Source organism: Nonomuraea roseoviolacea subsp. carminata, assembly GCF_024172185.1.
Lineage (GTDB): Bacteria > Actinomycetota > Actinomycetes > Streptosporangiales > Streptosporangiaceae > Nonomuraea > Nonomuraea roseoviolacea.
The window spans coordinates 3,886,681-3,898,959 of record NZ_JAMZEC010000001.1; the positions used below are offsets into that span (position 1 = coordinate 3,886,681).

A 12,279-nucleotide genomic window follows, 5' to 3' on the forward strand; every position below is an offset into this window, starting at 1 on the left:
GTGGGGTGGTCAGACGGTCTCGTAGGACTCTTTGGCCGGCACGCGGCCGGGCTCAGGCTCATCTTCGATCGGCAGGAACCGCCCCACCAGGGCCTGGTAGAGGCCGGCGCCGACCAGGCCGCCGATGACGGGCGCCACGATCGGCACCCAGAAGTACAGCTGGCCGTACTGGTCCCGCCAGGCCGTGTGGTAGCCGGTGAGGAACGACGCCAGGCGCGGGCCGAAGTCGCGGGCCGGGTTGATGGCGTAGCCGGCGTTGGTGCCCCAGGCCATGCCGATGGCCACGACGAGCAGGCCGACGACGACCGGGGCCAGGTTGGCGAGGGGCGCGTTGTTGCGCACGTCGGTGATGGCGAGGATCAGGAACAGCAGGATCGCGGTGCCGATCACCTGGTCGCGGAAGGCGCCCCAGGTGTCCACCGGGAGGGTGCCGTTGCCGGGGAGGGTGGAGAAGACTCCCTGGGTCTTGATGGTGTGGCCGGGGTCGATCTTGGCGAGCACCTCGGCGTAGTTGAAGCGGACGATCAGCGCCGCCACGAACGCCCCCGCGGTCTGCGCCAGCGCGTACGGTCCGACCTTGCGCCAGGAGAAGCCCTTGAACGCGGCCATGGCGATGGTGACGGCCGGGTTGAGATGGGCGCCGGTGATCCGCGCCGCGACGTAGACGCCGAGTGTCACGCCGAGCCCCCAGGCCCAGGCGATGCTGTCGTGGTCGCCGATCCCGCCGGCGACCACCTGGGCCACCACGCCGACCCCGAACAGGATCAGGATCATCGTGCCCGCGAACTCGGCGGCCAACTCGCCGAGCATCCCACGGGCTTTCAGTCGCTCCGCCATGTCTTCCTCCTCACACTGCCTCACCACGCTCCGGTCCTCGGGCGGGAACAGGTGTCGTCGCAGGCAGGGCCTCCGGTGAAGCTCCCAGTGCTTCACGGCTGTTTGGAAGCTAAGTGAGGAAAACCACAGGGTCAACGACGGGGTGCCGACAATGTCGAACACTAGTCAGCTATGGCATCCGGGATTATGGTCTGAGCCTACGACCCGGCGCACATTCTGAGTGGTATGAGGTGATATGTGTAGATCTTTCTTTGAGCAGCGCCGACATTGTCGAACGAGCGCCGCCCGACTAGGCTCGATGCCGTGCCAGGTCCAGTGCAGTCCATCCAGCGGGGAGCGGCCATCCTGCGCCTCCTCGCGCGCAGCTCGGGCAAGCTCGGCGTGGGCGAGATCGCCACATCGCTCGGCCTGCCCCGCGGCACGGCGCACGGCCTGCTGCGCACCCTGCAACTGGTCGGCTTCGTGGAGCAGGACAGCGCGACCGGCAAGTACCAGCTCGGCGCCGCCCTGCTGCACCTCGGCACCAGCTACCTGGACGTCAACGAGCTCCGCTCCCGCGCCATCAACTGGGCCGACGCGCTCGCGGCGCGCAGCTGCGAGTCCGTCAAGATCGGCACCGTTCTCGACGGCCAGGTCCTCGTGGTCCACCACGTCTTCCGCCCCGACGACACCCTGCAGACCCTCGACGTCGGCTCCCTGATGCCGATGCACGCGACCGCCCTCGGCAAGGTGCTGCTCGCCTTCGACTCCGGCGCCGGCGCCGCGCTCGGCAACGGCCCGCTGGAGGCCTTCACCCGCCGGACGATCGTCGCTCCCAAGGACCTGACCCGCAGCCTCGCGGGCATCCGGGAGGTCGGGTGGGCCGCCCAGGTCGAGGAGATGACCGTGGGCGAGGCGGGCATCGCCGCCCCCATCCGGGGCCACGGCGGCCTGGTGGTCGGCGCCATCGGCATCTCCGGGGCCGTCGAGCGGATCTGCGACGCCAAAGGCCAGCCCAACACCGCCCTGGTGACGTTTGTGCGCGACGCGGCGCGCGCGGTCTCCCGGGACCTCGGTGCCGCGCGCTGGTGACACCCACTTCCCACATACCGAGGTGAACGCCATGGCCACGCGCTATGTGATGTCCATCGACCAAGGTACGACGTCGACGCGGTGCATCATCTTCGACCAGCAGGGACGCCTGGTGTCGGTGACGCAGCGGGAGCACCGCCAGCACTTCCCGCAACCCGGATGGGTCGAGCACGACGCCGTCGAGATCTGGCGCAACCTTGAACGCATCGCACCGGAGGCGCTCAGACAGGCCGGGGTCGGCCTGGAGCAGGTCGCCGCGATCGGCATCGCGAACCAGCGCGAGACCACCCTCGTGTGGGACCGCCACACCGGCGTGCCCCTGCGGCGGGCCATCGTGTGGCAGGACACGCGCACGACGGCTCTGGTCGACGAGCTGGCCGCCCGCCCGGAGGCGTCGATGGTGCAGAAGCGCTGCGGCCTGCCGCTGGCCACGTACTTCTCGGCGCCGCGCATCCGCTGGCTGCTCGATGAGGTGCCGGGGCTGCGCGAGCGCGCCGAGCGGGGCGAGGTGCTGTTCGGCACCATGGAGTCCTGGCTGATCTGGAACCTCACCGGCGGACCGGACGGCGGCCTGCACCTCACCGACGTCACCAACGCCAGCCGCACCCTGCTGATGGACCTCACCACGCTGGAGTGGGACGACGACCTGCTCGACTTCTTCGGCGTCCCGCGCGCCATGCTGCCGCAGATCCGGCCCTCGACGGAGACGTACGGCGTGGCCAGGACGGTCCTGCCGGGCGTCCGCATCGGCGCCGCGCTGGGCGACCAGCAGGCGGCGCTGTTCGGCCAGACCTGCTTCGCCCCCGGCGAGGCCAAGTGCACCTACGGCACCGGTGGCTTCCTGCTGCTCAACACCGGCAAGGACCCGGTCCGCTCCACCCACGGCCTGCTCACCACCGTCGGCTACCAGGTGGGCGCCGAGCCCGCGGTGTACGCCCTGGAGGCGCCGATCGCCGTCACCGGCGCGCTCGTGCAGTGGTTCCGCGACGGCCTCGGCCTGATCAACAGCGCCCCGGAGATCGAGACGCTGGCCAAGACCGTGGACGACAACGGCGGGTGCTACATCGTGCCCGCGTTCGCCGGGCTGTTCGCCCCGCACTGGCGCAGCGAGGCGCGCGGCGTGATCGTGGGGCTGACCTCGTACATCACCAAGGGGCACCTGGCCCGGGCGGTCCTGGAGGCCACCGCCTGGCAGACCCGCGAGGTCGTGGACGCCATGAACGCCGACTCCGGGCTCGCCCTGCGCGGTCTCAAGGTGGACGGGGGCATGACGGCCGACAACCTGCTCATGCAGTGCATCGCCGACGTGCTGGACGTCCCGGTCGTGCGGCCCATGGTCGCCGAGACCGTGTCGCTCGGCGCCGCGTACGCCGCCGGGCTGGCCGTCGGCTACTGGCCCGACCTGGAGGGCCTGCGCCGCAACTGGCACCGGGCCGCCCAGTGGCTGCCGGCCATGGATCCGGCCCGCCGGGAGTCGGAGTACGACAACTGGCGGCGGGCCGTGGAGCGCACGTTCGGCTGGCTGCAACCCCGTCGCTGACCGCTCGGGCGCCCGCTCCGGCGGGCGCCCGGCGGGGGCGCGTCAGAGCCGTTCGAGGATCTTCTTCATCTGGTCGATCTCGGCCTGCTGGGACGACTGGATGCTCCGCGCCAGCTTCCGCGCGTCGGGGTTGCGGCCCTGGGCCAGCTCGGTTCCGGCCATCTGGATCGCGCCCTCGTGGTGGGCGATCATCATGCGGACGAACTGCCGGTCGAACGCGGTGCCCTTGGCGTCCTTGAGCTTGTCCATGTCCTCGGCGGACATCATGCCGGGCATGCCGTGGTCCATGTGTCCCATGCCGGTGGGCTCGGGCTTGCCCCAGTCCTTGAGCCAGCCGCGCATGGTCGTGATCTCGGGGTCCTGGGTCGCCTTGATGGTGGCGGCCAGCTTCCTGACCTCGGGATCGCTCGCCCGGGTCGCGGCCAGGTCGGCCATCTCGACGGCCTGCCGGTGGTGGGGGATCATCATCTGCGCGAACATTGCGTCCGCGTCGTCGAACGAGCCTCCGGGCGCGGAGGGGGACGTCGTGGCCGCGGCGGTGGCGGCGGCAGTGGCGGCCGGCGCGCCGCGCTCCGGCGTGGAGGCGGTGCCGGCGCCGCCGCAGGCGGTGAGCAGGACGAGCGCGCCGGCTCCGGCGGCGGCCGTGAAGGTGAGGCGTGCGAATACGGAACGGTTCGTGGACATGGTGGAGTGACTCCTGTCGTGGTGTGCGTGCATGGCCGTGGTCGCGCGGCGACCGGCCTATATGCGCAGCACCGACAGACGAGCGAGCCGGAGCGACAGGGGGCGGGGCGGCGGCCGGGCGGTCCGGCCCGCGACCTGCCCGGCGGCGTCGGGGGTCCGCCTCCCCCGGCCGGCGCGGGCCCGCGCCGCCGCAGCCAGGAACAGCAGGAGCGAGGTCAGGACGGCCAGGCACACGCTTCCGGGGTCGAGGTCGGGCAACTGCCCGCCGGCGGAGGACGCCGCGCCGGCGGCGTGCCGCCCGGTTTGACCCGGGCCGGTGCGATCCGGGCCGGTGCGATCCGGGCCGGTGTGACCCGGGCCGGTGTGACGCGGGCTGGTGCGATCCGCCCGGATGTGATCTGGCCGGTTGTGATCGGAGCGGTTGAGGTCCGGCCGGTCGCCGGCCGGCCGCGTGTGGTCCGGCCGGTCGCCGGCCAGCCGGGTCTGGTCCGTCCAGGTGCGGTCCGGCCGCGTGTGGCCGGGCCTGGCGCGGTCCGGCGGCGTGGGCGCCGCGGTGGCGCCGTGCGACCGCTGGGGCGGCGTGGTGGCGCCGTGCGCCCGCTGGGGCGCCGCCGTGCCGCCGTGCGAGCGGTGGAGGCCGACGTGGCCGAGGGTGTGCATCCCGCAGACCCCGAGGACGAGCAGCACGAGCAGCGCCAGCCGCGAGCCGCGGCGCCACTCGCCCCCTGCTCCCCGCACCGCCCGCCCCCCGCGTCGATGTCCCCGTCCCCTAAGCACCATAGTAGAAGCGGCGGCGGCCAGCCGTTAGCATGGGGTGGCCTGGCCGTCTGGAGGGTTTCGCATGGTGCGCGGTCTCGGGGAACTGGAGTCCACGATCATGGACCGCATGTGGTCCTACCGCCGGCCGGCGTCCGTGCGCGACGTGCTGGAGGACCTCCGCCGCGAGCGCGAGATCGCCTACACGACCGTGATGACCGTGATGGACAAGCTGCACACGAAGGGCCTGCTCACGCGGGAGGCCGTCGGCAAGGCGTACATCTACCGGCCGGTCTCCTCCAAGGAGGCCTACACCGCCGACCTCATGCGCGAGTCGCTGGCCCGCAGCGGCAACCAGGCCGCCACCCTCGTCCACTTCCTGGAGCGCCTGACGCCCGAGGAGGCCGACGCCCTGGAGGCGGCGTTGAAGGTCTACCCGCCGAGGGGCCGCGCGTGACCGTGGCGGCCGTCCTGGCCGCCGGGCTGACGATCTACGCGGTCGTCGCCGTGGTGGCGCTTCCCCGGCTGCTGGGACGGGCGTCCTGGACCGGGCGCGCTCCCCGGCTGGGGATCATGGTGTGGCAGGCGGCCTGCGTGTCGGTGGTGGTCTCCGTGCTGTCGGCCGTCTTCGTGCTGGCCGTCCCGGCGCCGGTGGTCGGTCACGGCCTGGCCGAGCTGTTCGCGCAGTGCGCGGAGGTGCTGGCCGACGGGCCCGGCCTCACCGCGGCGACCGCGCTCGCCGGCGTGGGCGTCGCCGGCGCGCTGATGGCGCGCCTCGCCTGGTGCGCCGCCGCCGTCCTGGCCGGGGCCCGCGCCGAGCGGCGCCGCCACGCCGAGGCGCTCGCGCTGCTCGGCCGGCACGACGGCGCGCTGGACGCGATCGTCGTGGACTTCGACGAGCGGCTCGCGTACTGCGTGCCCGGGCGGCAGGGCAAAGCGGTGATCACCACCGCCGCGCTGCGCGAGCTGAGCCCCGACGAGACCGCGGCGGTGCTCGCCCACGAGCGGGCGCACCTGCGCGGCCGGCACCACCTCGTGCTCGCCTTCGGTGAGGCGTTCGCCCGGGCGTTCCCCGGCATGCCGCTGTTCGAGCGGGGCCGGGCGGAGCTCGCCCGGCTGGTCGAGCTGCTGGCCGACGACCTGGCGGCGCGCCGCCATCCCCGCGTGCTCATCGCGTCGGCGCTGGTGCGCCTGGCCACCGGCCGCGCGCCCGCCTTCACCCTGGGGGCCGGTGGCGAGAGCGCGCTGGCCCGTGTGCGGCGGCTGCTCGCCCCCGCGCCGCCGCTCGGGCGGGGCGAGCGCGTCACCGGGGCGCTGGCGGTCGGCCTGCTGCTCGCGGGACCGGCCGTGACCGGCCTGGCCCCGGGCCTGACGTCGCTGCTCGCCCACCACTGCCTCGACTTCCTCTCCTTCTAGCCAGGCGACCTAGCCAGGCGTCCTTCCAGCCGGGCGCGAGGCGGGCTCCTTGCAAACCCCTGGGGGGTATGTTAGCTTCCTCGGCGTCGGACATACCCCCCATGGGTATTGGATGGATCGCACCGTACGGTGCGAGGAATCAGGAGTGCGGCATGAACGCCGTCAATCCCCGCAGGTGGTGGGCACTCACCGTGCTGGCCGCCGCGCAGTTCATGGTCATCATGGACACCTCCATCATCGGCGTCGCGCTGCCGGAGATGCAGCGCGACCTCGGCTTCACCCAGGGCGGCCTGCAGTGGGTGTTCAACGCCTACGTGATCGCCTTCGGCGGTCTGCTGCTGCTCGGCGGCCGGCTGTCCGACCTGCTGGGGGCCCGCAGGGTCTTCGCCGCGGGCTGGGTCGTCCTGGTCGCCGGCTCCGTGGTCGCCGCGGCCGCCGGGACGGCCTGGGTGGAGATCCTCGGCCGGGCCGTCCAGGGCGTCGGCGGCGCGCTGATCGCCCCCGCCGCGATGACCCTGCTCATGATGCTCTTCGGCCACGACTCCCGGGAACTGGGCAAGGCAATGGCGTTGTACGGCGCGGCCGCCCCGGCCGGCGGCACCGCCGGGGTGTTCCTGGGCGGCGTCGTCACCGAGTACCTGAGCTGGCCCTGGGTGTTCGTCGTCTACATCCCCATCGGCCTCGCGACCCTCGCCGCGGTGCCCGCGCTGCTGCCGGCCGTCCAGGGCAGGCGCGGCTCGGTCGACCTGCTCGGGGCCGCCGCGGTCACGGGCGGCATCGCCCTGGCCGTGTTCGCCGTCGTGCGCGCTCCCGAGCAGGGCTGGGGCGCCCCGGCCACCCTCCTGGAGCTGGCCGGCGCCGCCGTGCTGCTCGCGGCGTTCCTCGTCGTCCAGCGCACGGTCAAGCAGCCGATCATGCCGCTCGGCATCTGGCGCACCCCCGGGCTGGCCACCGCCAACCTCGCGATGGCGCTGCTCGGCGCCGCGTGGATCCCGATGTGGTACTTCCTCAACCTCTACCTGCAGCAGGTCCTCGGCTACGGCGCGTTCTCCAGCGGCGCGGCGCTGCTGCCGATGACGGTCGCCATCATGATCTTCATGATCGGCATCACCGCCCGCCTGCTCGGCCGCTTCGGCGCCAAGCCGCTCATCGTGATCGGCATGCTCGTGCTCGCGGCCGGGGTCGGGGTGCTCTCGCTGGTCCGGCCCGACGGCGCCTTCGCCGCCGACGTGCTGCCGGCCTCGCTGATCGCCGCCGTGGGCATGTCGCTGGCCTACATCCCGGCGATGATGTCCGCCATGTCGGGGGTGCGGCCGGAGGAGAGCGGCCTGGCCTCGGGCATCGTCAACACCACCTACAACGTGGGCTCGGCGCTCGGCCTCGCGGTCATGACGGCCGTCGCCACCTCGCGCGGGGCCGCCGAGCTGGGCGACCTGTCCCAGCTCACGGGCGGTTTCCGGGCGGCCTTCGTCGGCGCCGCCGTGGTGGCGGCCGCGGGCGGGGCGCTGACCCTGGTCCTCATGCGCGGCCGGAAGGCGTCCGTCGCGGCGGACGCCCGGCCCGAGAAGGCCCGGGCCTGACCGGTTGGGGTCGCGCGGGGACGGCGGCGACGTCCCCGCGCGACATACCCCTACCCCCTACACATACCTGTTATCTACTATCGGTCATAGGTGAGCGGGCCTCCACGGAGGAGGCCCGCTGAGCCGTTTCAGAGGACGCGACCGCTCCAGGCGGCGGCCGCGGCGCGGAAGACGTTGTACAGGCCGCTGTCGAAGTACGGGGAGACGCCCGTGTCGTAGCGGCCGTCGCCGTCGGTGTCGGAGACGCCGGTCGTGATGCCGTTGAGGTAGCCGAGGCCCTGGTCGTCGCCGTAGCTCTCCAGCCAGGAGGAGCCGAGTGAGCCTTCGCCCGTGAACGGGGAGTCGACGCCGGCGGGCTGGTCGGCGGGAGGGGTGTCGAGCCTCATGGCGAACGTCGGTCCGGTGGACCGTTCGAGGGTCTGGCCGGTGTAGGGCCGGGTCCCGTCGGGATGCGGGCCGGCGGGGTAGCCGAAGACGTCGACGGTCGGGGATGTCGCCTGGTTGAAGGCGAGGCCCTGCCCGCCGACGATGTCGACCAGCCTGCCGTTGCTGGTCAGCGTGCCCGAGGAGGAGACGAGGCCGTGGCGACGAGGTTGCGGTACTGCGACTGCACGGCCGTGCCCGAACACCAGCGGGGCTGACCGTCGGCGCCGACGAAGAACACCTTGCCCGAGGTCCGCGCCGGCTCGCCTTCCGCCTCCGGTGGATCCGGAATGACCTGGCCGGGCTTGCCGGGTGGGACGAAGGCGTCGGACGTGCGTTCTCCGCGGATCTCGCTCGGCGGGGCGTAGGGTGTGGCGCTCTTGAGGTTGGCGCCTTCGTCGGCCAGCCAGAAGTTCGCGACCTGCAGGGCGGCCGTCGTGCTGGAGGCCAGCGGGGCCGACACCACGTCCGCGGCCTCGGCGGGCACGGCGACGGCGGTGGCTCCCGCCAGTCCCAGGCCGATGCCCAGCGCGAGCAGCCTGCGTCTCATCATCGATCTTCCTCGTTCCGTCGTGGGTGTCGTCGTGACGGTCCCGTCGGCAGGACAATTCCGGTCGGGTGTCGGCCGGCAGGAAGATCGTAATTGTCGCGAGGCGCTCCGTGAAGAGAAGATCCGAATTGGTGTTCGGAAACCGCGATGCGGTTACGACGCGTCGTAGCGCGCGCGGGAGGCGGCCACATAGTCGCGGTGCTGCCGCGCCCAGACGATGAGCCCGGAGACCTGGGACGACAGCGTCCGCCCCACCGGGGTCAGGGCGTAGTCCACCCGCGGCGGCGAGGTGGGGGTGACGGTGCGCTCCACCAGGCCGTCGCGCTCCAGGCTACGCAGGGTGAGCGTGAGCATGCGCTGGGAGATGCCCGCGATGGAGCGCTGCAGCTCGGAGTAGCGCTTGGGGCCGTCGCCGAGCAGGTCCATCACCAGCACGCTCCACTTGTCGCCGACGCGGTCGAGGACGTCGCGCAGCCGGCAGGTGGGGTGGTCGTCGCCGATGGTCTCGCGCACATCGGTGTGCCTTGCGCGGGTCAAAGTGCCTTCTTCCGCCATGGCGGCATTGTGGACCAGACTCGGCCATACGCACAAGAAGTAACCAGCGCACAGAAAGTGCTGTTGCGATGACCATCGACCTGACCGACCCCCCATCCCGTTCCGGCCCTCGCCCGCGGACCACGGGCCTGGAGATCCCGCACGATCAGCTCGACCAGTTCTCCCCGCCGCACATCAGGGCCGCCCTGGTGGCGGAGGCGCAGACGCTGGCGGGCGTGTTCACCGGCCCCAGCCAGGTCTCCGAGCCCGCCTCCCTGGCGCTGCGGCTGCACGAACCGGCGGGGCCATGGGCGGCGTTCCTGCACCCCAGCCGCGACGAGTTCGGGCACATCCACCGCGCTGGATTCCTCCATCTCACGGTGCCGGGGCCGCTCATCGAACCGTTGGAGCGGGCCGGGTGGGTCGAACCGCATCCGATCAGCCGGCGCCCCGAGTGGCCCGACACGATCGTGATGCTCTACGCCCCCCGGGACGAGGCCGAGCTGGCCCTCGCCATCGCCGTCCTGCGCGCCTCCTGGCGCCAGGCCGCCGCGTCTTCCGCGACTTCTTCTGCGACACCTTCCACGGAAACGGAGTGACCACCATGCGTGCCATGGCTTTCCCCGAATTCGGCGCCGAACTGGCGCCCGCCGACCTGCCCGTGCCGGAGCCGGGCCCGGGCGAGGTGCTGGTCCGGGTGGCGGCCTCCTCGGTCAGCGGCTTCGACCTGGGCGTGCTGGGCGGCTACCTCAAGGGCGTGTACGAGTACGAGTTCCCGGTCGTGCTCGGCAAGGACTTCGCCGGCACCGTGGCGGCCGTCGGCCCGGACGTGAGCGGCCTGACCCCGGGCGACGACGTGTTCGGCGTGGTCATGCGCCCCACCCTCGGCCAGGGCGGCTTCGCCGAGTACGTCGTGGTGAGCGAGGGCTACGGCGTGGCCAGGATCCCCGACGGGCTGGGCCACACCCGCGCGGGCGTGCTCGGGCTGGCCGGGACCGCGGCGATCGACGCCGTGGACGCCGTCGCCCCGGCGCCGGGGGAGACCGTCCTGATCTCGGGGGCGACCGGCGGGGTGGGCGCGTTCGCCGTCCAGCTGGCCGCCGCGCGCGGCGCCAGGGTGATCGCCACCGCCCGCCCCGGGGCCGAGGCCGCCTTCGTCACCGGGCTGGGCGCCGCCTGGGCCGTGGACCACACGGACCTGACGGCGCAGGTCCGCGCGATCGCGCCCGGCGGGGTGGACGCCGCCCTGCACCTGGCGGGCGACGGACCGGCCGTCGCCGCCCTGCTGGCCGACGGCGGGCGGCTGGCCTCCACGATCCACTACGTGCCCGACGAGCCGGGCCGCGACATCAAGGCCACGGCCGTGATGGCCGACCCGAACCGGGACACCCTGTCCCGGCTCGCCGCCGACGCGACCGAAGGACGCCTCCGGGTGCCGGTCGCCCGCACGTACCCGCTGGCCGAGGCGCCGCGCGCGCTGGCCGACTTCGCCGGCGGAACCGTCGGCAAGCTCGCCGTCACGATCGGCTGAAAGCGCGCCCACAGGGGTGGCGGCGAGCCACCTGGCCGGTCGAGCGCCGCGCCCGCAGAGGTGCCACCTGGCCGGTCGAGCGCCGCGCCCGCAGAGGTGGCGGCGAGACACCCGGTCGGTCGAGCGCCCTCCTCAGCCGTCGAGCAGCCGCCAGGCGGTGAGGGCGAGGCGGGCCCGGGTCAGGCCGGTGGGATCGGCGAGTTCGACGCCCAGGATCCTCGCGATCTGGTCGAGGCGGCGCGAGACGCTGCTGTGGTGCAGGTGGAGCAGGTCGGCGGCCTGCCGCAGGGAGCCGGTGGCGCAGTACGCGTCCAGGGTCTCCAGGTCCTCCGCGTTCTGCGCCAGGCGGGCGATCGCCGCCACGTCGGGGTTGTCCCGTACGGCGTCGGCGGGTATCCGGGCCAGGAGCGCCAGCGCGCCCAGGTCGTCGTGGCGGACGACCGGCCGGCGCGAGGTGGTGAAGCGCAGAGCGGTGCGGGCCTGCTGCCAGGACCGGCCGGGGCTCTCGGCGGCGCCGATACCCGCGCGCACGCCCGCCGGGAAGCGGGCCGGGTCCACGGTGGTGGCCAGCAGGACGCCCACGTCCGCGAGCGGCGCCGCCTTGACCGGGCGGCCGGGGCAGATCAGGCCGCCGAGCTGGTCGAGCGGAACCTGGGAGCGTACGGCGACGACGCGGACCGGCAGCTCGGCGGCGAACCCCAGCAGCCGCAGCGCCCGGGCCCTGGCCGCCTCGTCGCTGTCGGCGCTGATCACCAGCTCGACCAGGGCGGGGTCGGCCATCGTGGTGCGCGCCGGGCCGTACCGTTCGACGATCGCCGCGGCGGCGATCGCGAGCCGGTCCAGCAGCACCTCGTCCAGCGGGAGAGGCGGGCCGGGGCGTTCCAGCCACACTGTGCCGATCTCCTCCTCGTCGAGCGTGATGGGCGCGGTCGTGGAAGCGGGAGACGTCGGGCCGGACGCGGCACCGTTCCCGGACGCGGCGCCGTTCCCGGGAGTGGCGCCGTTCCCTGACGCGCCGCCGCTCGCAGAACCGGCGCCGTCTCCGGACCCCGCGTCGTTCCCGGACAGGGCGCCGTTCCGGGACGCGTCGGGCAGCTCGCGGCCGTCGGGCGACATGCGCAGCACCCGCCCCGTGCCGTGGAGCCGGATCCCCGCCGCGCACCCGGCCAGCCCCGCCGAGGCCCGGGCGAGCGCCGGGAGGTCCACCCGCCGGCGCATCAGCGTGTCGTAGAACGCGACGACGCGGATCACGCTCTCGATGTCGGAGTCGAGGTGCGACAGCCGTTCGGCCAATGCCTCCATAACAGGAGGATAGGGCGGGTGGGCGCGCCGTTCGGTGCGTGATCCGGGCGAAATG

At 73.3% G+C, this 12,279-nt stretch carries 14 protein-coding genes; 7 read left to right on the top strand and 7 right to left on the bottom strand.

Features of this window, described 5'->3' with window-relative positions; genetic code table 11:
- Window positions 1-9 precede the first annotated feature (9 nt).
- On the bottom strand, window positions 10-837 hold the full coding sequence (locus tag HD595_RS18190) for an MIP/aquaporin family protein (protein WP_253770550.1): 828 nt from the start codon (window positions 835-837) through the stop codon (window positions 10-12).
- Between the two features lie 303 nt (window positions 838-1,140).
- Here HD595_RS18190 and HD595_RS18195 point away from each other — a divergent pair, with 303 nt between their 5' ends.
- Both HD595_RS18195 and glpK read left to right on the top strand, forming a co-directional pair.
- Window positions 1,141-1,908 (top strand): IclR family transcriptional regulator, encoded by a 768-nt coding sequence (locus HD595_RS18195; protein ID WP_175590089.1) that lies wholly within the window; start codon window positions 1,141-1,143, stop codon window positions 1,906-1,908.
- Window positions 1,909-1,939: 31 nt separating this feature from the next.
- On the top strand, window positions 1,940-3,448 hold the full coding sequence (gene glpK / locus HD595_RS18200; protein ID WP_253770553.1) for a glycerol kinase GlpK: 1,509 nt from the start codon (window positions 1,940-1,942) through the stop codon (window positions 3,446-3,448).
- A gap of 42 nt (window positions 3,449-3,490) precedes the next feature.
- On the opposite strand, the gene HD595_RS18205 is transcribed toward glpK, so the two are convergent.
- Both HD595_RS18205 and HD595_RS18210 read right to left on the bottom strand, forming a co-directional pair.
- Window positions 3,491-4,132, bottom strand: coding sequence for a DUF305 domain-containing protein (locus HD595_RS18205; RefSeq protein WP_253770555.1), 642 nt, complete (start codon window positions 4,130-4,132; stop codon window positions 3,491-3,493).
- A 57-nt stretch (window positions 4,133-4,189) separates the two neighbouring features.
- Window positions 4,190-4,870, bottom strand: coding sequence for a hypothetical protein (locus HD595_RS18210; protein ID WP_253770558.1), 681 nt, complete (start codon window positions 4,868-4,870; stop codon window positions 4,190-4,192).
- A 103-nt stretch (window positions 4,871-4,973) separates the two neighbouring features.
- On the opposite strand from HD595_RS18210, the gene HD595_RS18215 reads away from it, so the two are divergent.
- The 3 genes from HD595_RS18215 to HD595_RS18225 all read left to right on the top strand — a co-directional run bounded on the left by HD595_RS18215 (window position 4,974) and on the right by HD595_RS18225 (window position 7,884).
- On the top strand, window positions 4,974-5,345 hold the full coding sequence (locus HD595_RS18215; protein WP_301309534.1) for a BlaI/MecI/CopY family transcriptional regulator: 372 nt from the start codon (window positions 4,974-4,976) through the stop codon (window positions 5,343-5,345).
- On the top strand, window positions 5,342-6,304 hold the full coding sequence (locus tag HD595_RS18220; protein WP_253770560.1) for a M56 family metallopeptidase: 963 nt from the start codon (window positions 5,342-5,344) through the stop codon (window positions 6,302-6,304). The genes HD595_RS18215 and HD595_RS18220 overlap by 4 nt, the downstream gene beginning before the upstream one ends.
- 152 nt (window positions 6,305-6,456) lie before the next feature.
- Complete coding sequence (locus HD595_RS18225) at window positions 6,457-7,884, top strand: MFS transporter (protein ID WP_253770562.1); 1,428 nt, start codon at window positions 6,457-6,459, stop codon at window positions 7,882-7,884.
- 128 nt (window positions 7,885-8,012) lie between these two features.
- Here the strand turns inward: HD595_RS18225 and HD595_RS18230 are convergent, their stop codons facing one another.
- From HD595_RS18230 to HD595_RS18240, 3 genes are all read right to left on the bottom strand, one after another.
- On the bottom strand, window positions 8,013-8,513 hold the full coding sequence (locus HD595_RS18230) for a hypothetical protein (protein ID WP_253770563.1): 501 nt from the start codon (window positions 8,511-8,513) through the stop codon (window positions 8,013-8,015).
- Window positions 8,438-8,860 (bottom strand): hypothetical protein, encoded by a 423-nt coding sequence (locus HD595_RS18235; protein ID WP_253770565.1) that lies wholly within the window; start codon window positions 8,858-8,860, stop codon window positions 8,438-8,440. The genes HD595_RS18230 and HD595_RS18235 overlap by 76 nt, the downstream gene beginning before the upstream one ends.
- Before the next feature lie 150 nt (window positions 8,861-9,010).
- On the bottom strand, window positions 9,011-9,394 hold the full coding sequence (locus HD595_RS18240; RefSeq protein ID WP_253770567.1) for a winged helix-turn-helix transcriptional regulator: 384 nt from the start codon (window positions 9,392-9,394) through the stop codon (window positions 9,011-9,013).
- Window positions 9,395-9,480: 86 nt separating this feature from the next.
- On the opposite strand from HD595_RS18240, the gene HD595_RS18245 reads away from it, so the two are divergent.
- Together HD595_RS18245 and HD595_RS18250 are read left to right on the top strand one after the other, a co-directional pair.
- A complete protein-coding gene (locus HD595_RS18245) occupies window positions 9,481-9,990 on the top strand; it encodes a luciferase domain-containing protein (RefSeq protein ID WP_253770570.1) in 510 nt (169 codons plus the stop codon).
- A 14-nt stretch (window positions 9,991-10,004) separates the two neighbouring features.
- Window positions 10,005-10,922 (top strand): NADP-dependent oxidoreductase, encoded by a 918-nt coding sequence (locus HD595_RS18250; protein ID WP_253770572.1) that lies wholly within the window; start codon window positions 10,005-10,007, stop codon window positions 10,920-10,922.
- A 132-nt stretch (window positions 10,923-11,054) separates the two neighbouring features.
- Here HD595_RS18250 and HD595_RS18255 read toward each other — a convergent pair whose 3' ends face one another.
- On the bottom strand, window positions 11,055-12,224 hold the full coding sequence (locus HD595_RS18255) for a PucR family transcriptional regulator (protein ID WP_253770574.1): 1,170 nt from the start codon (window positions 12,222-12,224) through the stop codon (window positions 11,055-11,057).
- Window positions 12,225-12,279 lie beyond the last annotated feature (55 nt).